General features: G+C 61.5%; 23 protein-coding genes and 1 tRNA gene. 10 read left to right on the forward strand and 14 right to left on the reverse strand.

The annotated features are described in order from the left end of the window. Window positions 1–187: 187 nt before the first annotated feature. From AC4CWH_RS09755 to AC4CWH_RS09790, 8 genes are all read left to right on the forward strand, one after another. Window positions 188–766 (forward strand): polysaccharide biosynthesis/export family protein, encoded by a 579-nt coding sequence (locus AC4CWH_RS09755; protein WP_491318579.1) that lies wholly within the window; start codon window positions 188–190, stop codon window positions 764–766. A gap of 2 nt (window positions 767–768) precedes the next feature. Then, on the forward strand, window positions 769–1,920 hold the full coding sequence (locus tag AC4CWH_RS09760) for a glycosyltransferase family 4 protein (RefSeq protein ID WP_491318580.1): 1,152 nt from the start codon (window positions 769–771) through the stop codon (window positions 1,918–1,920). A 171-nt stretch (window positions 1,921–2,091) separates the two neighbouring features. Beyond that, window positions 2,092–3,606 carry an undecaprenyl-phosphate glucose phosphotransferase gene (locus tag AC4CWH_RS09765; protein ID WP_491321398.1) on the forward strand — a complete coding sequence of 505 codons (1,515 nt, stop codon included), beginning with the start codon at window positions 2,092–2,094 and terminating at the stop codon, window positions 3,604–3,606. Beyond that, window positions 3,603–4,841 carry an O-antigen ligase family protein gene (locus tag AC4CWH_RS09770; RefSeq protein ID WP_491318581.1) on the forward strand — a complete coding sequence of 413 codons (1,239 nt, stop codon included), beginning with the start codon at window positions 3,603–3,605 and terminating at the stop codon, window positions 4,839–4,841. Before AC4CWH_RS09765 ends, AC4CWH_RS09770 begins: the two co-directional genes overlap by 4 nt. Before the next feature lie 31 nt (window positions 4,842–4,872). Further along, on the forward strand, window positions 4,873–5,154 hold the full coding sequence (locus AC4CWH_RS09775) for a helix-turn-helix domain-containing protein (RefSeq protein ID WP_491318582.1): 282 nt from the start codon (window positions 4,873–4,875) through the stop codon (window positions 5,152–5,154). Between the two features lie 207 nt (window positions 5,155–5,361). After that, window positions 5,362–5,511, forward strand: a complete 150-nt coding sequence (locus AC4CWH_RS09780) for a hypothetical protein (protein WP_491281847.1) — start codon at window positions 5,362–5,364, stop codon at window positions 5,509–5,511. A gap of 104 nt (window positions 5,512–5,615) precedes the next feature. After that, entirely contained in the window at window positions 5,616–5,804 is a 189-nt protein-coding gene (locus tag AC4CWH_RS09785; RefSeq protein WP_491318583.1) for a hypothetical protein, read from the forward strand. A gap of 83 nt (window positions 5,805–5,887) precedes the next feature. Further along, window positions 5,888–5,964, forward strand: a tRNA-Pro gene (locus AC4CWH_RS09790). 215 nt (window positions 5,965–6,179) lie between these two features. Here the strand turns inward: AC4CWH_RS09790 and AC4CWH_RS09795 are convergent. The 6 genes from AC4CWH_RS09795 to AC4CWH_RS09820 form a co-directional block, all read right to left on the reverse strand. Then, window positions 6,180–6,716 (reverse strand): MerR family transcriptional regulator, encoded by a 537-nt coding sequence (locus AC4CWH_RS09795; protein ID WP_491318584.1) that lies wholly within the window; start codon window positions 6,714–6,716, stop codon window positions 6,180–6,182. 163 nt (window positions 6,717–6,879) lie between these two features. Continuing rightward, on the reverse strand, window positions 6,880–7,218 hold the full coding sequence (locus tag AC4CWH_RS09800) for an integration host factor subunit alpha (protein WP_491281850.1): 339 nt from the start codon (window positions 7,216–7,218) through the stop codon (window positions 6,880–6,882). A gap of 86 nt (window positions 7,219–7,304) precedes the next feature. After that, window positions 7,305–8,276 (reverse strand): beta-ketoacyl-ACP synthase III, encoded by a 972-nt coding sequence (locus tag AC4CWH_RS09805; RefSeq protein ID WP_491321399.1) that lies wholly within the window; start codon window positions 8,274–8,276, stop codon window positions 7,305–7,307. A 19-nt stretch (window positions 8,277–8,295) separates the two neighbouring features. Next, window positions 8,296–9,345 (reverse strand): phosphate acyltransferase PlsX, encoded by a 1,050-nt coding sequence (gene plsX, locus AC4CWH_RS09810; RefSeq protein ID WP_491281851.1) that lies wholly within the window; start codon window positions 9,343–9,345, stop codon window positions 8,296–8,298. A gap of 95 nt (window positions 9,346–9,440) precedes the next feature. Continuing rightward, window positions 9,441–10,010 carry a YceD family protein gene (locus AC4CWH_RS09815; protein ID WP_491281852.1) on the reverse strand — a complete coding sequence of 190 codons (570 nt, stop codon included), beginning with the start codon at window positions 10,008–10,010 and terminating at the stop codon, window positions 9,441–9,443. Beyond that, window positions 10,007–10,555: a ubiquinol-cytochrome C chaperone family protein gene (locus AC4CWH_RS09820; RefSeq protein ID WP_491318585.1), complete on the reverse strand. Its 549-nt coding sequence runs from the start codon at window positions 10,553–10,555 to the stop codon at window positions 10,007–10,009. The genes AC4CWH_RS09815 and AC4CWH_RS09820 overlap by 4 nt, the downstream gene beginning before the upstream one ends. 242 nt (window positions 10,556–10,797) lie before the next feature. Here AC4CWH_RS09820 and AC4CWH_RS09825 point away from each other — a divergent pair, with 242 nt between their 5' ends. Further along, window positions 10,798–11,322 (forward strand): outer membrane protein assembly factor BamE, encoded by a 525-nt coding sequence (locus AC4CWH_RS09825; RefSeq protein WP_491281854.1) that lies wholly within the window; start codon window positions 10,798–10,800, stop codon window positions 11,320–11,322. Between the two features lie 103 nt (window positions 11,323–11,425). On the opposite strand, the gene AC4CWH_RS09830 is transcribed toward AC4CWH_RS09825, so the two are convergent. The 4 genes from AC4CWH_RS09830 to ribH all read right to left on the reverse strand — a co-directional run bounded on the left by AC4CWH_RS09830 (window position 11,426) and on the right by ribH (window position 15,933). Then, window positions 11,426–13,564 (reverse strand): sodium-translocating pyrophosphatase, encoded by a 2,139-nt coding sequence (locus tag AC4CWH_RS09830; RefSeq protein WP_491318586.1) that lies wholly within the window; start codon window positions 13,562–13,564, stop codon window positions 11,426–11,428. Between the two features lie 192 nt (window positions 13,565–13,756). Next, the gene (locus tag AC4CWH_RS09835; RefSeq protein WP_491318587.1) at window positions 13,757–14,983 is read right to left on the reverse strand and encodes an MFS transporter; all 1,227 of its coding nucleotides are present in this window, start codon (window positions 14,981–14,983) and stop codon (window positions 13,757–13,759) included. Between the two features lie 11 nt (window positions 14,984–14,994). Then, window positions 14,995–15,474 carry a transcription antitermination factor NusB gene (gene nusB, locus AC4CWH_RS09840; RefSeq protein WP_491318588.1) on the reverse strand — a complete coding sequence of 160 codons (480 nt, stop codon included), beginning with the start codon at window positions 15,472–15,474 and terminating at the stop codon, window positions 14,995–14,997. 3 nt (window positions 15,475–15,477) lie between these two features. Continuing rightward, window positions 15,478–15,933, reverse strand: a complete 456-nt coding sequence (ribH, locus tag AC4CWH_RS09845; RefSeq protein WP_491318589.1) for a 6,7-dimethyl-8-ribityllumazine synthase — start codon at window positions 15,931–15,933, stop codon at window positions 15,478–15,480. Window positions 15,934–16,102: 169 nt separating this feature from the next. Here ribH and AC4CWH_RS09850 point away from each other — a divergent pair, with 169 nt between their 5' ends. Next, window positions 16,103–16,639, forward strand: coding sequence for a GNAT family N-acetyltransferase (locus AC4CWH_RS09850; RefSeq protein WP_491318590.1), 537 nt, complete (start codon window positions 16,103–16,105; stop codon window positions 16,637–16,639). Between the two features lie 24 nt (window positions 16,640–16,663). On the opposite strand, the gene AC4CWH_RS09855 is transcribed toward AC4CWH_RS09850, so the two are convergent. From AC4CWH_RS09855 to glyA, 4 genes are read right to left on the reverse strand one after another with little or no spacing between them, the layout of a single operon-like run. Then, window positions 16,664–17,278: a riboflavin synthase gene (locus tag AC4CWH_RS09855; protein WP_491318591.1), complete on the reverse strand. Its 615-nt coding sequence runs from the start codon at window positions 17,276–17,278 to the stop codon at window positions 16,664–16,666. After that, window positions 17,260–18,420: a bifunctional diaminohydroxyphosphoribosylaminopyrimidine deaminase/5-amino-6-(5-phosphoribosylamino)uracil reductase RibD gene (ribD, locus tag AC4CWH_RS09860; protein ID WP_491321400.1), complete on the reverse strand. Its 1,161-nt coding sequence runs from the start codon at window positions 18,418–18,420 to the stop codon at window positions 17,260–17,262. The genes AC4CWH_RS09855 and ribD overlap by 19 nt, the downstream gene beginning before the upstream one ends. A 21-nt stretch (window positions 18,421–18,441) precedes the next feature. After that, window positions 18,442–18,921, reverse strand: a complete 480-nt coding sequence (gene nrdR / locus AC4CWH_RS09865; protein WP_491281861.1) for a transcriptional regulator NrdR — start codon at window positions 18,919–18,921, stop codon at window positions 18,442–18,444. A gap of 15 nt (window positions 18,922–18,936) precedes the next feature. Next, on the reverse strand, window positions 18,937–20,226 hold the full coding sequence (glyA, locus tag AC4CWH_RS09870) for a serine hydroxymethyltransferase (RefSeq protein WP_491318592.1): 1,290 nt from the start codon (window positions 20,224–20,226) through the stop codon (window positions 18,937–18,939). Between the last annotated feature and the right edge of the window lie 5 nt (window positions 20,227–20,231).

Below are 20,231 nucleotides of genomic sequence, written 5' to 3' on the forward strand. Positions count from 1 at the left end.
GTCTCTCGTGGGTCAGAAACTAGGCGAACATGGTAACCCGACCGTTAATGAGAGAGCCTGAATGTTCGTGGGGGCTGACGCTTTATCGACACATGCCCAAAACCTGCACAGCCTCTTTACCGGCCATTAACCATGATCAGCGGATAAGGATGACACTTGCTTTTTCCCAGCCGGAGTTTCGCGCGAAATGTGGTTCGCACGACCAAGACCTGTTCTGACCATGGCTCTTGCAGCCTGCATTTCGGCAGGCCTTGCCAGTTGCTCGTCCTATGCGCCGGCGCCAAAGGCCTTTCACGAGGCGACCATCCAGCCCTACCGGCTGGACAGCGGAGACCGATTGCGGGTGGCCGTATTCGAACAGCCGAGCCTCTCCAACACCTATACGGTCGATCAGGCCGGTTATATCTCCTTCCCGCTCGTCGGGCAGGTGCCGGCGCGTGGCCAGACCATCGCAGCGCTTGAGGGGGCCCTCGCCACCAAACTCAAGAAGGGATACCTGCGCGATCCCGATGTGACCATCGAAGTGGACCGCTACCGTCCCGTCTTCGTGATGGGCGAAGTGGGCCGCCCCGGACAATATGCCTATGTGCCCGGCATGACGGCGCAGAATGCCATTGCCATTGCCGGCGGCTTTACGCCGCGCGGCAACCAGCGCGATGTGGATGTGACCCGCAAGATCAACGGAGAAGTGCTGACAGGCCGCACCACGATTTCAAGCCCGGTTCTGGCCGGCGATACGCTTTACGTACGTGAACGGCTGTTCTGAACATGGATGCGGGCCGGCCTCTTCGGATCATTCACTGCTTTCGCTCGCCGGTTGGCGGCATTTTCCGGCACGTGCGCGATCTCGTGGAGGAACATCATGCCGCCGGCCACGAGGTCGGTATTCTCTGCGACAGCTCGACGGGCGGGGCGCATGAGGAAAAACTGTTCGAGACGATCCTGCCCAAGCTTTCGCTGGGCCTGACGCGCCTTCCCATACGCCGCTCGATCAGCCCATCGGATCTCGCGGCGCTCTACAGAAGTTATAGTCATATCAAAAGTTTGCGGCCGGATGTCTTGCACGGTCACGGCGCCAAGGGTGGCGTTGTCGCAAGGCTGATCGGCTCATTGCTGCGGGTGAACAGGTATTGCGTAGCCCGCCTCTATTCGCCGCATGGCGGCAGCCTGCATTACGACCGGAAAAAGCTGTCCGGCCAGGTGGTGCTGCGCCTCGAGCGATTGCAGGAACGGTTGACCGATAATCTGGTCTTCGTCTGCGATTATGAAAGACGCACCTATGCGGAAAAGGTCGGCACGCCGAGACCGCCGGCGCGGGTGATTTATAACGGGATCCGGGACCGGGAGTTCAAACCGGTTCCGCTCGCGCCGGATGCTGCCGATTTTCTCTATATCGGCATGATGCGCGACCTGAAGGGTCCCGACGTGTTTTTCGACGCCTTTGCCCGCACTGAGCGCGCGCTGCAACGGCCGCTTTCGGCCGTGATGGTGGGCGACGGCCCGGACCGCGATCGTTACCGTGAGAAAATTACCGAACTCGGGCTTGGCCGGCGTATCCGTATGCTGGATGCCATGCCGGCAACGGATGCCTTTGCGCTGGCCCGCACCGTTGTCGTGCCCTCGCGCGCCGAAGCCATGCCCTATATCGTGCTGGAGGTTCTCTCAGCCGAAAAGCCGCTGATCGCCACCCGCGTCGGCGGCATTCCGGAGGTGATGGGGACCGACAGCGCTGCACTTGCAGCCCCCGGCGACGCGAATGATCTTGCCGCCCGCATGGTCGAATCGATGACGGATGCAAAATGGCAGGAGCGGGTCATGCCGAAACCGCATGCATTTCGCGCAAAATTTTCCGCAAGCGTGATGGCGGGTGACATGCTGGCGCTCTACCGCGAGCTGACGGCACAGCGCCCGGGCGCATAACCGGCGCAAACCTTTCTTAGCATCTTGCTGATATTGCTCGCATCAACGCGCAAGGGCCGGTGTTTGCCCTTAAGCCAGCGACGGGCGGGATCAGAGACGATGAGCGGGCCGGTACAGCAGGATGAGTTGAACGTGGAGGCGCTGCGCCAACGGGTTTCCTCCCCGCCGTCGATGGAGACGCCTGCAGGGGCAGACACTGACGCCGGAGCGTACATCACCAGCTCCTCCGTACCTGTCGAACTCAATCCGTTTGCGCGCGAGATCGCCGAGCAGTTTCGCCACCAGACCATGGCGCCTGCCCTGCTGATAGGCCAGTTCCGGATCCTCGAACTGCTTCTCCTGCTGGTCCTCGGCCTCGGCATCGGTTTCCTGCATGGCTTTGCCGAGAACAGCGCGTTCCCCGTCTATTTCCTCGTCACCACGGCCTCATCCACGCTCACCGTGCTTCTGCTGCAAATGGCGGATGCCTATCTGATCCCGTCGCTGCGGGCGCCCGCCCGCATGGCGCGGCGCGTGGTGGTGGCCTGGGGGCTGGGCTTTCTGGCGCAGGTCGTCGCCATGCATCTGTTGCACGACCTCACCTTCCCGCCGTCGACGCTGGTGGTCTGGGCCATTGCAGGCGCCGGGCTTCTCATGGCAACCCGATACCTGACGGCCTTCGGTATCCGCCACTGGGCGCGCAACGGCACGATGGAGCGGCGCGCCGTGATCGTCGGTGGCGGCAAGCCTGCCCGCGATCTCGTGCGGGCGCTCGAACGGCAGGCCGACAACGACATCCGCATCTGCGGCATCTTTGACGATCGCGGCGATGCCCGATCGCCCGATGTGGTGGCCGGTTATCCGAAACTTGGCACCTTTGCCGAACTGGTGGAATTTGCCCGCCTTGCCCGCATCGACATGCTGATCATCGCGCTGCCGGCAACGGCCGAGGAGCGCATCCTGCAGCTGGTGCGCACGCTCTGGGTTCTGCCGGTGGATATCCGCCTTGCCGCCCATGCAAGCCAGCTGCGGTTTCGCCCGCGCGCCTATTCGCACGTTGGCAGCGTGCCGATGCTCGATATTTTCGACAAGCCGATCCGCGACTGGGATCAGGTTGCCAAGCGCATTTTCGATATCGGTTTTTCCCTGCTGGCGCTTGCCCTTGCCTGGCCAATCATGCTGGCGGCGGCGATTGCCGTGAAGACAACCTCGAAAGGCCCGGTTCTTTTCGTGCAGAAGCGCCATGGCTTCAACAACGAGGTGATCCACGTCCTGAAGTTCCGCTCGATGTATACGGAACTGTCCGATCCCACGGCCAAGCGCGCCGTGACGAAAAACGATCCGCGCGTCACCCCCGTTGGCCGCTTCCTGCGCAAATCATCGCTGGATGAACTACCGCAGTTCTTCAACGTGCTGCGCGGCGAACTGTCGCTCGTCGGCCCGCGCCCCCATGCGGTGCACGCCCAGACCGGCGACCGGCGTTATGTCGATGTGGTGGAGAGCTATTTTGCCCGCCACCGCGTCAAGCCCGGCGTCACCGGCTGGGCGCAGATCAACGGCCTGCGCGGCGAGCTTGACAGCGACGACAAGATCCGCGCCCGCACCGCCTTCGATCTCGATTATATCGAGAACTGGTCGCTGCTGCTCGATCTGAAGATCCTGTTCCTCACCCCCATCCGGCTGCTCAACACGGAGAATGCCTATTGAGCGCGCTTGCCGCACAACAGCCGTTCCACCCGCAAAGGGCAGAGCTGCGGCTGATGGGCTCGGCTATGGTGGCGATCGGTGTGTTTCTCTCCGGCTTCGTGATTTCGGAGCCGGCGCCTTACGAACTGATGCTGGCGGTGCAGATCGGCCTGTTTTTCCTGCTCGGCCTGAAGATTTCCAGGGCGGTCGGGCCCCTTCTCATCCTGCTCCTGCTGTTTAACGTCGGTGGCATGCTGTCGCTGACTGTCATGGCGGATCTCTCCGGCGCGCCGATGTATATGGCGGTCTCGCTGTTTTTGGCGCTTACCTCCGTGTTTTACGCCGCCATCATCGAGGATGACCATCGGCGGCTGGGGCTGATCTTCCGGGCCTGGGTGGCGGCTGCGGTGATCACGGCACTTCTGGGAATTCTCGGTTATTTCCACGCCTTTTCCGGCTCCGAGGTCTTTACGCTTTATGACCGGGCCAAGGGTGCCTTCCAGGATCCGAACGTGTTTGGGCCCTATCTGGTCGCGCCGGCGCTTTACCTGATGTACCGGCTGCTCAGCGGATCGCTTGCGGCAGCCCCGCTTGCCCTTGCAGGGCTTCTGGTGCTGACGCTTGGCATCTTCCTGTCGTTTTCCCGTGCGGCATGGGGGCTTTACCTGTTTTCAGCCTTGGCGCTCGTCATCGTGATGCTGCTGAAGGAACGCACGGCGGCCTTTCGCCTCAAAATCTTCATGCTGACGCTTGCCGCCCTTGTTCTGTTGATGCTGGCGCTTGGCGGCGCCATGCAGTCGAAAAAGGTCTCCGACCTTTTTCTCAACCGCGCCAAGCTGGTGCAGGATTATGACGGCGCACGACTCGGCCGCTTCGAGCGCCATAAGATCGGTTTCCTGATGGCCATGGAGCGACCGCTAGGCCTTGGCCCGATGGTGCTCGGAAAAATGTTCGGCGAGGACGAGCACAATATCTGGCTGAAGTCGCTCACCACCTATGGCTGGCTCGGGTTCGTGTCGTACATTCTGCTGATCTGGTCGACCCTTGCCATCGGCTTTCGGGCCTTGCTGCGCGATCGCCCCTGGCAGCCGTATCTGATGATCGCCTGGATCGTGCTCGCCGGCCATGCGATGATCGGCAATGTCATCGACCTTGATCACTGGCGCCATGTCTACCTGCTGTTCGGCGTGATCTGGGGCTGTTTTGCGCTGGAACAGCGGCATCGTCGCAGCGCTCGCGCAATTTCCATGCCTTGACATCACCGCGACCTGTGCCACTTTTTCCCGTATGATGACAGCAGAACAAATTCGCGCCGCACGCGCCATGATCGGTCTTTCGGTGGACGAACTGGCAGCAGAGAGCGAACTTTCCAGTGACGAGATCGAGACGATCGAGCGCGGCGGAACCGCCGGTGCCGGACGTCTGCGACAGTGCCTTGAACACCGCGGCATCGTGTTTCTCGCGGCCGGGGAAGACGATCCCGGTGTCGGCCCGGGGATCCGCCTACGCCATGCGTCCTCGGACGAAGGCATGCGGCCGGAAAACCTCAATGCCGACAACGACGGCTGACAATCCCGATCCCGGCCGCGCCCACACAGCCTGACGCTTTTATGACAGCCCCCTGATCGCACAGTGATGCGACTATCCCGCCGGTGCGCGCCCTGCCCGCCCGCGCGGGCCGCTTCTCCTGTTGTGTGCAGCCAACAATCACGGAAATTCCCGGGAACAAAATCGCCCTTGCGTCGTTGTCGGGCGCAATCACGCAAAGGAATTTTCATGGCCCGCAGCAACAGCCTTTATTTCGTCATCGGCGCCCTCGTCATCGCAGTCGCTGCTCTTGGCGTTTACGTCATCCGCGAAGAAACGAAGCCAAAGGGCGTCGAGATGAGCATCACTGGAAACGGCGTCAAAGTGGAACAGAATTGACGTCGATCAATGAAACCCCGTTTGCGAACATGTCTATATTCGGATATACAATCTGACGGGGAATAAAAGAAAGCCTTACGCGCTTTCAAAAAAGAGGGTGGCAGATGAGCAAACATATCGACCAGCAGGCGACGGAAAAGTCCGGTTTCAAAAAAGTCTGGAACGTCAGCGAATTTGCGCGACGTTACCGGCTGGATGCCCGCGAAGAAAACCGTCTCCTGAAGCTGCTCGGTCCGTTTGCCTCCGAACAGGAGCTTCTGATGAATGCCACCCGCACGCCGATGTTTCGATAGGCATTCTTTCCACAGCAACCCAATTTGTTCTTGCGCCCTGCGCGGCAAGTCAGTAATGAGGGCGTGCTTCGAAAGAAGCGGGTCGGGGCGTAGCGCAGCCCGGTAGCGCACTTGACTGGGGGTCAAGGGGTCGTCGGTTCAAATCCGGCCGCCCCGACCATTTAAAATCCGAACCGCCGCATCCCCCAGATGCCGGTTCACTCTCTCCCACGATTATGAAGACTTGAAGTCGCAGGCACCGGTTTGGGTGTTGAAGCGTACGAGGCCACATAGCAGGCTGTTTCGCTGCATGAGATAACCGGCGCGCACCTGCAAGCGCCAACGACGCGCGCACGCGCCGAGCCCTCCCCCGCACAGAAAAACAATAAAAGAGAATCAGCGAACCTGATCGAGCAGGCGCTTGCATTCCAGGAGGTCGAACAGCGCCTCCTGCAGAAGCGCGCGGTCTTCCTTGGCAATCGAGCTTTTACCAAGCGACACTTCCAGCCCGTCATCCTCTGCTCCGCCGCCGAAGCCGAAAAAGCGGCCGCTGGGCTTGGCCTTGGGACGGCCGACGATCTGGTCGTCCTCGGGGTTTGCCACCTTGGGCTCTGCCGGCCGGTCGGCATTGGCAGCCATGATGGCTTCCATCGTGGCGAGATCGCCGGATGCGATGGCCGAGACGAACTTGTTGCCATTGGTGCGCAGCAGCTTCTGCACGCCCTTGATCGTATAACCATGGTCGTAGAGCAGGTGGCGGATGCCCTTGAGGAGATCGACATCTTCCGGGCGATAATAACGCCGGCCGCCGCCACGCTTCATCGGCTTGATCTGCGGAAACCGAGTTTCCCAGAAACGAAGCACGTGCTGCGGCAGATCGAGGTCGTCGGCAACTTCGCTGATCGTGCGAAAGGCGTCCGGGCTCTTGTCCACGTCTTCATCTCCAACAGTCTGCGACTCAACGCGACGTCACGGGTATTCGATAGACCGTATTTCAACGGTTTGCGGCGTCGAACTCAAGCGGTTTGAGAGAGAATGAACAGCTAACTGGCTGGCCGTGCCACGCCATGCGGACGAAAATACCGTCCGGGCAACTTCAGGTGGCAGGGTTGGCCGGCTTGGTCTTGGCCTTGCGCTGCAGGTGCGACTTCAGGATACGCTGTTTCAGCACGTTGGAGGCCTTGAACGTCATCACCCGACGCGGCGAGATCGGCACTTCCTCACCGGTCTTCGGATTGCGGCCGATTCGCTCGTTCTTGGAGCGCACCTGGAAGGTGGCAAAGGACGAAAGCTTGACCATTTCGCCGCGCACGATGGCGTTGCAGATTTCGTCAATCACCGTTTCGACAAGCTCGGCCGACTCGGTTCGCGAAAGCCCGACCTTGCGAAATACCGATTCCGCCAAGTCTGCGCGTGTCACTGTCTTGCCGGCCATGGACCCCGCCCGTCAACGTTCGATTTCTAACGAGTGCAAACTCTATGTCCCTTGGTCTTTCGGGTCAAGCACTTGTAAACGCGAGATTACCAGCGAATCAGCAGGGCGCCCCAGGTAAAGCCGCCGCCCATGGCTTCCAGCATCACCAGATCGCCCTTTTTGATCCGCCCGTCGGCGGCGGCAACCGAAATTGCCAGCGGAATGGAGGCAGCCGACGTGTTGCCATGCAGGTCCACCGTCACCACAACCTTCTCGGGGGGAATGCCGAGTTTCTTGGCGGACCCATCGATGATGCGGCGATTGGCCTGGTGCGGCACCAGCCAGTCGAGATCGTCAGCCGTCGTGCCGGTGGCGGCGAATGCCGCCTCGATAACGTCGGTGATCATGCCGACGGCATATTTGAACACTTCCCGGCCTTCCATGCGCAGATGGCCGACCGTGCCTGTGGTGGACGGGCCGCCATCCACATAAAGCTTGTCCTTGTGCGAGCCGTCCGAGCGCAGGTGCGCGGTCAGCACACCGCGGTCAGCGATGGTGCCTTCGCTTTCCTGCGCTTCCAGAACAAGCGCGCCCGCGCCATCGCCGAAAAGAACGCAGGTGGTGCGATCCGTCCAGTCGAGAATGCGGGAGAAGGTTTCAGCGCCGATCACCAGCGCACGCTTGGCAAGGCCGGCCTTCAGATGCGCATCGGCCGTTGCCATGGCATAAACGAAGCCCGTACAGACCGCCTGCACATCGAATGCATAACCATGCGTCATGCCGAGCCGGTTCTGGATGTTGACGGCCGTTGCCGGGAACGTGTTGTCCGGCGTCGATGTCGCGACGATGACGAGGTCGATATCGGCAGGTGTCAGGCCTGCATTGTCGAGCGCGGCACGGGCCGCCTGCTCGCCGAGCGAGGCGGTGGTTTCCCCCTCGCCGGCAATGTAGCGCTGACGGATGCCCGTGCGCTGCACGATCCAGTCATCGGAGGTTTCCACGAGGCTTTCGAGTTCCTTGTTGGTGACCTGGCGCTTTGGCAGCGCCGCCCCGAAACCCAGAACCACTGATCGGATCATGCGCGTCATTCCTGCTTCCTTACGCCGCTTCTTCCGGACCTGCCGGCGGCAGGTGGCGGGCATGATAATCTTTGAGATCCTGCAGGATCTTGTCGTTCAGCTGATTGCGCACCATGTCGTAGCCGACGTCGATGGCCGAGGCATAACCTTCCGCATCCGTGCCGCCATGGCTCTTGATGACAATGCCGTTCAGCCCGAGGAAGACCCCGCCATTAACCTTGCGCGGGTCCATTTTTTCGCGCAACCGGTCAAACGCGCCCTTGGCGAAGAGATAACCGATCTTCGACATCAGCGTGCGTGACATGGCAGAGCGCAAAAGCTCGGCCATCTGCTTGGCGGTGCCTTCGGCTGTCTTCAGCGCAATATTGCCGGTAAACCCTTCGGTGACCACCACGTCGACCACGCCGCGGCCGATATCATTGCCCTCGACAAAGCCATGATAGGCGATGGTCGACAGGTTCGCCTCGCGGATCATGCGGCCCGCCTCGCGCACGTCTTCCTGGCCCTTGACCTCCTCGACGCCGACATTGAGGAGGCCCACGGTCGGGCGCTCGATCTCAAACAGCGAGCGGGCCATGGCCCCGCCCATCAGGGCGAAATCCAGAAGCTGGCGGGCATCGGCCCCGATGGTGGCGCCGATATCCAGCACGATGCTTTCGCCGCGCAGCGTCGGCCAGATGCCGGCAATCGCCGGGCGTTCGATGCCAGACATGGTGCGCAGGCAAAACATCGCCATCGCCATCAGCGCGCCGGTATTGCCGGCAGAGACCACCACATCGGCGTCGCCGGTCTTTACCGCATCGATCGCGCGCCACATGGACGAGACATGGCGACCGCGCCGGAGTGCCGCGCTTGGCTTTTCGTCCATGGTAATGGCGACGTCACAGTCATGAAAGACGGTCTTGGCGGCAAGCTTGGGGTATTTGGCAAGAAGCGGCTCGCACAGCGCCTTCTGGCCGAAAATGAGGAAAGTCACATCGGGGTGACGGTCCATCGCCTTGGCAGCGCCGGGAATGACGACTTGCGGACCGAAATCGCCACCCATGGCATCGAGAGATATCCTGATCACGCGTTCCTGATCCTTCTGTCCCGCGCTTGGCGAAATCGCGGCCAAAATACTGTTTCTGCCGCCGCATACAACTCATTACTGGGGAAATGCAAACGCTATTCCTTGGTTTTCCAGTCCTTGAGCACCGCAAAGGGGTTTGGTTTGCCCCCGTTGGGCGTCTCGTCGGCCTCGATATGATCGGTGAATTCATGGCCGGCCTTGCGCGGATAGGGATTGATCGCAAGCGCTGCAAACTCCGCCACCACGGCGCCGGCATCGATCGTATCGCCGACAAAGGTCTCGGGAAGATCCGGTCCATCGGGATCGAGCACCATTTCAGCGGTATCGCCAGTGATCATGCGGGCAAGCTTGGAACCCTCCGGCACGAAGATCTGTTCCAGCTCTTCGTCGATATCGGCTTCCACCGGATCCAGCGAAACAACGCAGGCCTGAACGATATGCGCCTGGACGCGGCCCTTCAGCCGTACGCCATCCTTTTTCCAGCGCGCAATCTGCAGCTCTGCCTTCAGCGAACCGACCGAGACCACCTGCCAGAGTTTGGCAAGGGCTTCGCGCTCACGCTCGTCTGCCTCCACACGCACAGTGACGGCATTGGCCGAGATATTGCCGACCTTTACCGGATAGGAGAAAGGCGGTTTTTCCTTGTGGTCGAGGGGTGTATTCATGACTGTTCTCCCTTTCCGGGCTCGGGCAACATCAGCATGCCGCGTGCGATGTCGTCTTCGGAGACCGCTGCAAGCGCTTCCTGCGCCTCAAGCATCCAGCGTCCGAGACCGTCCATCGTCGGGGCTTCAGCGCCAGACGGATAAAAATTGCGCCGCAGGGCGGCAGACAAAGCCGGTTCATCACCGACTTCCAGGGCGTTTCCATAAGCTTCCAGCCGGCCGTAAAACATGCCAGCCAGTTTTTTCATGCGCTTGGGCACGGCCTGATCGCCAATGCCCAGTTCCCGGATCGAATGGTCGATGTCCTGGAAAAACGCATCAACAATCTCTTGCGCCAGTTCCTGACCGCTGGTGCCCGATTTCGCAGTGCGGCGGAAAAACAGGATCATGACAGCCGACAGCATCTCGAAGCGGCCCATGACGGTATCAGGCACATCGAGGTCTGTATAAAAGAAAGGAATGCGGGCAGCCGCCGTCAAGGTCGCATATTGCCGATCGACAATGGCGCGGTTTTGATTTTTCTGACGGAAAAGACCGAAGATCATGAAAGCCTGCACTTCTTGGCCGCCAAAGCGGATGCTGGTCAAGCCAGCCGTGTTGCATGGAAACGAAAGCTGGTTTACCGAAGCAGGCACGAATTGCAATGCCGTTCCGGCGTCGCAGCGATGAGGCAGGCGGATTTCAGGCCCTCGCCGACTGAAACATGCCGGTGTTCGCGGAATAGCCACAATGCTATCGCAGCAACGGTCGGATTGGTTGGTGGGATGGAACACATGAGGACAGGGTGTTGAAGAAGCGGGTGTTTGGGTCTCATTTTGATAGGGCCGGCAAGGCTGCGATCGTGGCGGTCACCGTCACCCTTGGTCTGTCCGGCTGCACGACAGGGATCGGCGAAACGCTCCACAACGGCTATGTGCTGGACAAGGATGCGCTGGACCTGACACCGGAAGGTTCGAGCCGCGAGCAGGTTCTGCTCTCCATGGGCACGCCCTCCACGACCGCGACCTTCGACGGCGAAGTGTTTTATTACATCTCGCAGAAGCGCGAGCGCCCCGTTGCTTTCATGAAACCGCAGCTCGTCGAGCAGACGGTGGTCGCCTTCTACTTCAACAAGGAGGGTGTCGTTGCCCGTCGCGCGGTCTATACGCTGAAGGACGGCCAGGTTTTCGACACGATTTCGCGCACGACGCCGACCGGCGGCCGCGACCTCACCTTCCTGCAGCAGCTGCTTTCGGGCGGCGGTGGTGCCGGTGGAGCAGCCTCGACCTTCCGCAACATGATGGGCGGCGGCAATACCACGGGCGGCTACTGACGCCTCCAGCCCCTGCCCGTGCGGCAGACGGATCATTCGAAAAGGCCCGCGGCATTTTTGTGCCGCGGGCCTTTTCCGTTTCGCCAAAAGTTAGTCCTAGCGGTCAGGCGGCAAGCACCGCCAAGAGCAGGAGCGCCACGATATTGGTGATCTTGATTGCCGGATTGACGGCAGGGCCTGCCGTATCCTTGTAGGGGTCGCCCACAGTATCGCCTGTCACGGAAGCCTTGTGCGCATCCGAGCCCTTCATGTGGCGATGGCCGTCCTTGTCGACAAAACCGTCCTCGAAGCTTTTCTTGGCATTGTCCCAGGCGCCGCCGCCCGATGTCATGGAGATCGCGACAAAAAGGCCGTTGATGATGACGCCGAGGAGCGAGGCGCCAAGCGCTGCAAAGGCCGAGGCCTTGGAGCCGGAGATGAGCAACACGCCGAAATAGACCACGACAGGTGCCAGCACCGGCAGAAGCGACGGCACGATCATTTCCCGGATGGCAGCCTTCGTCAGAATATCGACGGCGCGGCCGTAATCCGGCTTTTCGGTGCCGAGCATGATGCCGGGATGGTTGCGGAACTGGGCGCGCACCTCTTCCACGATGGAGCCCGCCGCGCGTCCGACGGCCGTCATCGCCATGCCGCCGAAGAGGTAAGGAATGAGACCGCCGAAGATGAGGCCGGCGACGACATACGGATTGGCAAGGCTGAAGGAGATTTCGCCGACATCGGCAAAATAAGGATATTGCGCACCGTTTGCGGCAAAGTAAGCCAGATCGTTCGAATAGGCGGCAAAGAGCACGAGCGCGCCAAGACCGGCAGACCCGATGGCATACCCCTTGGTGACGGCCTTGGTGGTGTTGCCGACCGCATCCAGCGCATCGGTGGACTTGCGCACTTCCGGCGGAAGGCCCGCCATTTCCGCGATGCCACCGGCATTATCCGTGACGGGGCCGAAGGCATCAAGCGCCACGATCATGCCGGCAAGGCCAAGCATGGTGGTGACGGCAATGCCGGTGCCGAAGAGGCCGCCGAGCTGATAGGTGGTGATGATGCCGCCAACGATGACGATGGCCGGCAGCGCCGTCGATTCGAGCGAGACGGCGAGGCCCTGGATGACATTGGTGCCGTGGCCGGTGACAGAAGCCTGGGCGATGGAATTGACCGGGCGCTTGTTGGTGCCGGTGTAATATTCCGTAATCACCACGATGAGCGCGGTGACAACGAGGCCAAGGATGCCGCAGAAAAACAGGTTGGTGCCGGTGATATCCATGCCGGCGACCGTGCCGATCGAGCCCCAGCCGATGGTGAAGGATGTGGCGACCGCAAGGCCGACGATCGAAAGTGCGCCGGTGGCGATCAGCCCCTTGTAGAGCGCGCCCATGATCGAGCCGTTGGTGCCGAGCTTCACGAAGAAGGTGCCGGCAATCGAGGTGAGAATGCAGACCGCGCAGATGGCGAGCGGATAAACCATGATGACGCCAAGCGCCGGTACACCGGCAAAAAAGATCGCCGCAAGCACCATGGTTGCCACAACGGAGACGGCATAGGTTTCGAAAAGGTCTGCCGCCATGCCGGCGCAATCGCCGACATTGTCGCCGACGTTATCGGCGATGGTCGCGGGGTTGCGCGGATCGTCTTCGGGAATACCGGCTTCGACCTTGCCGACGAGATCGCCGCCGACGTCTGCGCCCTTGGTGAAGATGCCGCCGCCGAGACGGGCGAAGATGGAGATGAGCGAGGCGCCGAAGCCGAGCGCCACCAGCGCATCGATGACATGCCGGCTGCCCGGCGCATTGCCGAGACCGTGGACCAGGATGGCGTAATAGATGGAGACGCCGAGAAGCGCGAGGCCGGCCACCAGCATGCCGGTGATGGCACCGGACTTGAAGGCGATATCAAGGCCTGCAGCAAGGCTATGCGAGGAGGCCTGTGCCGTGCGCACATTGGCGCGCACCGAGACATGCATGCCGATAAAGCCGGCCGCCCCTGAGAGAACCGCGCCGATGACGAAACCGATGGCCGCAAGCCCGGACAGAAGCGCCCAGGTGCCAACGGTGACCACAGCGCCGACCACGGCGATGGTCATGTACTGGCGCGTGAGATAGGCCTGTGCGCCCTCCCGGATATAGCCGGCAATTTCCTGCATACGCGCGTTACCCTGATCGGCCGCCAGCACCGAGCGCGTCGCCCAGGCTGCATAAGCGATCGACAGGAGACCGCAAACGATCACACCCACTATCACTGTCATACGATGTTCCTCTCCCAAAATACCGGCCGCAGCATTTGCGCCGGACGAGAACCACGCGCCTCCCCTCCCAAGGAGCCTGTGACGTGATCCAGAGCCCAAGAGTGCGGCGATGACGAAATGGCGTCAAGGGCTTACCCGGCAAGGGTGGCCCTTCAGCCTAACTTCGTCTGTATTTGAAGGATGTGAGGCAGATCAAACGGTCTGCGCGCGGTTCTGGCGCAGAATCAGTGCGCCGATGAGGCTCAGGCAGAGGATGGCGACCGGCCAGATGGCAAGGTTGATGAATGACCAGCCATAAGAGGTGAACACCTTGCCGGAGGAAAACGACGACAGCGCCACCGAGCCGAACAGCACGATATCATGAAACCCCTGCACCTTGTCGGCCTCATGCGGCCGGTAGGTGGAGGCGATGATGGCGGTGGATCCGATGAAGCCAAAGTTCCAGCCGATGCCGAGCAGCACCAGCGCACCCCAGAAATTCCACAGCTCGATGCCGAGATGGGCAATGATCGCGCAGGCCATCAACGTGACGAGACCGAGCGCCACGACCCGTTCGGCGCCAAGGCGGGCAATGATCATGCCGGTAAAGAAGCTCGGCCCGAACATGGCAAGCACATGCCACTGGATGCCAAGCGTGGCGAGTTCCGTTGGAAAACCGCAGCCGACGACCATGGCCAGCGGCGCCCCGGTCATCACAAAGGTCATCAGCGCATAGGTGCCGATGCCGCAGACCATGCCGGTGGCGAAACGCTGCGTGGTGATGATCTCGCGCAGCGGCCGTGCAGCCCCGCTCTGGGCCGTGACCTTGGCCGGCTGCGGCAGCTTCAGGAAGGCAAGGATGGCGATGGCGATGAGGCTCAAGGGCAGGATGGCGAGAAACGTGCCGGCAAAGGTGACCGGCTCAAAAACATCCTTTGCCCAGATGGCAAGCTGCGGCCCGATGATGGCCGAGACAATGCCGGCGCCGAGGATCCAGGAAATGGCCTTGGGCTTGAACATAGACGGCGATGCATCGGCTGCGGCAAAACGGATTTTCTGGGTAAAACCGCCACTGATGCCGATCATCATCAGGGCAAAGGCAAACAGCCAGAAATTACCCTGGAAAAGCGCAATCGCTGCCAGCACGCCACCGGTGGCACCAACGAGTGCGCCGGTCATGAAGGCAGCCTTGCGCCCAAGGAAACGGGAGACAAGGGCAATGCCGATGGCACCGAGCGCCGTCCCGACATTAAAACCGGTCACGGGAGCGGTTGCCAGCGACTTGTCGGCGGCCAGAAGCTGGTAACCGGCAAGCGCGCCGACAGAGATGGATAATGGTGCCGCAGCACCCAGCACGGCCTGCGCACCGGCCAGCAGGAAAACATTGCGCCGCGCGGCGGAAAGCTGCCGTTCCAGTCCCTCGCCGCCGACACGATCCATGGTTCTTCCGCCTACTTCTTGATCTCGACGCGGACCTGCTTGGCAATGCGGTCGAGAACCGCATTGACGATCTTGGGTTCTTCACCGTCGAAGAAGGCCTGGGCGATCTCGACATATTCCGTGACGATGACGGCGACCGGCACATCCTTGCGCTCGACAATCTCGAACGTGCCGGCACGCAGGATGGCGCGCAGCGTCGAATCGAGACGGGACAGCGGCCAGCTTTCGAGAAGCGAGGCGCGCACCAGCGGATCGATCTTCGTTTGGTCGCGCACGACGCCCGCAACGATGGAACGGAACCAAGACGGATCGGCCTTCAGATAGGTTTCGCCGTCAAGCTCCTGGCCGAGACGATGGGCCTCGTATTCGGCCACGACCTCCAGCACACCGGTGCCGCCGATATCCATCTGGTAAAGCGCCTGCACGGCGGCAAGCCGCGCCGCGCCACGCTGGTTGGCCGGTTTTACCGGCTGCTGCAGATCCTTCGCCATGGCTCAGGCGCCCAGCTTTTCGCGCAGTTCGATCATGGTGAGCGCAGCGCGGGCGGCAAAACCACCCTTGTCCTTTTCGCTCTTCTTGATGCGGACCCAGGCCTGTTCATCGTTTTCAACGGTCATGATGCCGTTGCCGATGGCAAGCGATTCCGACACGGCAAGATCCATCAGCGCGCGCGAGGATTCGTTGGAGACGATGTCGAAGTGATAGGTCTCGCCACGAATGACCATGCCGAGCGCAACAAAACCGTCGTAGTTGACGCCGCCCTGCTCGGCAGCATCGAGCGCCATGGCAATTGCCGGCGGGATTTCGAGTGCACCGGGAACCGTGATGACGTCGAAGGTCGCGCCCGCTTCCTTCAGCGCCGAAGTGGCGCCATCGAGCAGCGCGTCGGCCATGTCGTCATAAAAACGGGCTTCGACAATGAGGAGGTGAGGCTTCAGAGAATCGGTCATGGGTCGTCCTGGTCGCAATTCTGCGAAATGATCTGTTGGGAATTGCGGCGGTCAAACCACGCCACGCGCGCCTTGGCAAGCGATTTTCGAAAAGACACGCTGTTCAGGGCATTGCCAAGCCTTATAGAAAGACGGGAAACCCCGCCACGGTTCAATCGGAATGCAGACCATGAAGCCCATCCCGACCATCGAAACACCCCGCCTGAGGCTTCGCGCCTATCACGTCGATGACTTCGAGAGCTTCTTTGGCCTCTGGGCCGATCAGGCGGTGGCGCGTTATGTCGGCGGCAAGCCCGCGACGCGCGAAGAAGCATGGCAGAAACTGATGCAGCGCGCCGGCATGTGGCACCACATGGGCTTCGGCTTTCTGGTGATCGAGGAGAAGGCAAGCGGCCTACTGGTCGGCGAAGCCGGTTTTCACGAGGCCATGCGCCCGATTAGCCCCTCCGTCGAGGGCACGCTCGAAACCGGCTGGATGGTTTCGCCCGGCCATTGGGGAAAGGGTTATGCGAGCGAAGCGGTCGCCGCTCTCATCGGCTGGGGCGAGCAGCATTATCCGGCCATGGACATGAGCGCGCTTGTTCACCCCGAAAATGCGGCCTCGCTTGCGGTGGCGCGCAAGGCGGGATTTTTCGAAATTGCCCGCACCGAATACAAGGGCCCCTGCTTGGTGCTGCTGCGCCCACGCCGGGAAGCGGCCGCCTGAGAGGCGGCCACGCAGAAACATGCCTCAGCGCGCTGCGGGAAACTCCGCAAGACGGGCAGCATAACGCGCCATCGTATCCACTTCGAAATTGACGAAGTCGCCGGCCTTGAGGTCGCCCCAGGTGGTGACCTCGAGTGTGTGGCGGATGAGAAGCACGTCAAAATCGGTGCCATCGACGGCATTGACGGTGAGCGACGTACCATCGAGCGCGACGGAACCTTTTGGCGCAACGAAGCGGGCAAGCGCTTCGGGCGCGCGAAGACGAATACGCACCGCCTCGCCTTCATGGGTGATAGACAGCACCTCCGCCTTGCCATCGACATGGCCGGAGACGATATGGCCGCCGAGTTCGTCGCCGATTTTCAGCGCGCGTTCCAGGTTGATGCGGCGGCCGGTCGTCCAGGACGAGATGGTGGTCAGCCGCAGCGCCTCTTCCCAGGCTTCCACCTCGAACCAGCGCTCGTTGCTGCCCTCGTCCGGCAGCTTCGTCACGGTGAGGCAGACGCCGGAATGCGAGATGGAGGCGCCGATATCGATGGTTTTCGGATCATAAGCGGTGTTGACGCGCAGGCGCACGCCTTCATCCAGCGGCTTCAGGTCAGCCACGGTGCCGACATCGGTCACGATACCTGTAAACATTGAAATTCCCTCTCGTAATCGGAGCAGCAGTCATCGCCGAAGCGAAGCCGGCGGACGGGCGTGTAATCTCTCGGGATATCGGTGCGGGAGAGCGGCGATTCAATGCCGTCGCCACCGATCTCGCCCGGTCCTTCGAACAGAAGAATGCGATCCACCAGCCCGGCATCGAGGAAGGAGCGGGCAACCGTGGCGCCGCCCTCCACCAGCACGGAGGAAATGCCGCTCGCGGCAAGCTGCGTAAGGAGTGCTGCGAGATCGTCGGCCTCAAGGATTTCCAAGCCGGCTTGCGTCAAATGCTGGCGGCGGGTGGAAAGGTCCTGCTCGGTGACAGAGCCTCTCGTCGGCGCAGAAGGGGGTGTGCGCAGCATGGCCACGATCACCGGCACGTCACGCGCGGTCTTCACCAGCTTCGACGTCAGTGGCAGGCGCAGATGCCGGTCGAGGATGATGCGGATGGGCGAGCGATCCTTCAGCCCTTCAAGTCGCACCGTCAGTTCCGGATCGTCGGCGATGGCAGTGCCGATGCCGACGAGGATGGCATCCATTTCCGCGCGCAGCGTATGCACCTGCGCCCGCGACAATGGCCCGGTGATCGCCACTTGCCCTGCCCCCTTGCGGCCGATCATGCCGTCCCGGGAGACAGCAAGTTTCAGCGTCACATAGGCGCGACCCTTGGTCTGGCGCATCAGGTAGGCGGCAAGTGCCCGGCGCCCTTCAGCCTGCAGCACGCCGGTCTCCACGGTGATGCCCGCCTCGCGAAGGATCGCAAGGCCGCGGCCGGAGACACGCGGATCGGGATCAGGAAGGCAGACGACAACGCGGGCAATGCCTGCAGCGACCAGCGCGTTCGCGCAGGGCGGCGTGCGGCCATAGTGGGAACAGGGTTCCAGCGTCACGTAGGCGGTCGCCCCGCGCGCAGCGTCGCCGGCGATATCAAGCGCCTGCGTTTCCGCATGCGGGCGCCCGCCGCGCGCGGTGACGGCGGAGGCCAGAATAACGCCGTCCTTGACGATGAGGCAGCCGACGGAGGGGTTGGTGCTGGTCTGGCCGGTATGGTGGCGCGACAGGCGGATGGCGGCGGCCATGAAACGCTGGTCTTCGGAAAAACCGTCCTCAAGACCCTCGCCATCAGGCAGGCACATATCGGCTGCCCCGCCCACGGCTCAGGATTCCACGATGGAATCGCGGCCGATGCGGGCGCTGATCTCGGCAATCACCTTCTCGAAATCTTCCGCATGGGAGAAATCGCGGTACACCGAAGCATATCGCACGAAGGCGACGTCATCGAGGCTCTTCAGCGCTTCCAGAACCTGGAGGCCGATCTGTTCGGACGAAATTTCGCTTTCGCCTGAACTTTCCAGCCGGCGCACGATGCCGGACACCGCCCGCTCGATACGGTCGTTATCAACCGGCCGCTTGCGCAGCGCGATCTGGAACGACCGCACCAGCTTGTTGCGATCAAACGGCACCTTGCGGCCGGTCTTCTTCATCACCATGAGTTCGCGCAGCTGCACGCGCTCAAACGTGGTGAAGCGACCGCCGCAATCCGGGCAGATGCGCCGCCGGCGGATGGAGGTGAAATCCTCGGCCGGACGCGAATCCTTGACCTGCGTGTCTTCGGAACCGCAATAGGGGCAGCGCATACCAGTATCGGCCTCTTACATATAAGGGTACATCGGGAAACGATCGGTGAGCGTGACAACCTTGTCGCGCACCGAGGCTTCCACGGCGGCATTGCCTTCGTCGGAATTGGCAACCTTCAGGCCATCGAGCACTTCCACGATCAGATTGCCGATCTCGGCGAATTCGGCTTCCTTGAAGCCGCGCGTCGTACCGGCCGGCGAACCGAGACGGATGCCAGAGGTGACGAAGGGCTTTTCAGGATCGAACGGAATGCCGTTCTTGTTGCAGGTAACGAAGGCGCGGCCAAGGGCTGCTTCCGCCCGCTTGCCGGTGGCGTTCTTCTTCCGAAGATCGACCAGCATCAGATGGTTGTCGGTGCCGCCGGAGACGATATCGAGATTATGGCTGATCAGCGTATCGGCGAGAACTTTTGCATTCTTCACCACCTGAGCGGCGTAATCCTTGAATTCCGGCTGCAAAGCTTCACCGAAGGCGACGGCCTTGGCGGCAATCACATGCATCAGCGGGCCGCCCTGCAGGCCGGGGAACACGGCCGAATTGAACTTCTTCGCCAGCGCCTCGTCATTGGTGAGGATCATGCCGCCGCGTGGGCCGCGCAGCGACTTGTGCGTGGTGGTGGTGGCCACATGGCAATGCGGGAACGGCGACGGATGCACGCCACCGGCGACGAGACCGGCGATATGCGCCATGTCGACCATCAGATAGGCGCCAACGGAGTCGGCGATCTCGCGGAAACGCTGCCAGTCCCAGATACGGGAATAGGCGGTGCCGCCGGCGATGATCAGCTTGGGCTTATGTTCTTCCGCCTTGCGGGCGACTTCGTCCATGTCGAGCTGGTGGTCTTCCTCGCGCACGCCGTAAGAGACGACGTTGAACCACTTGCCGGACATGTTGACGGGCGAACCATGGGTCAGGTGACCGCCGGAATTCAGATCGAGGCCCATGAAGGTGTCGCCCGGCTGCAGGAGCGCCAGAAACACGGCCTGGTTCATCTGGGACCCGGAATTGGGCTGCACATTGGCAAAGCCGACGCCGAACAGCTGCTTGGCGCGCTCAATCGCCAGTTCTTCAGCGATATCGACGAACTGGCAGCCGCCATAATAACGCTTGCCCGGGTAACCTTCGGCATATTTGTTCGTCATGATCGAGCCCTGCGCTTCCAGAACGGCGCGCGAGACGATGTTTTCCGAAGCGATCAATTCGATTTCGTGACGCTGGCGACCCAGTTCCTTCTCGATCGCGCCAAAGATATCCGGATCTGTATCGGCGAGCGAACGGGAGAAGAATGCATCTCTATGCGACATGTCGG

The organism is Neorhizobium sp. PAMB6716, assembly GCF_058242805.1.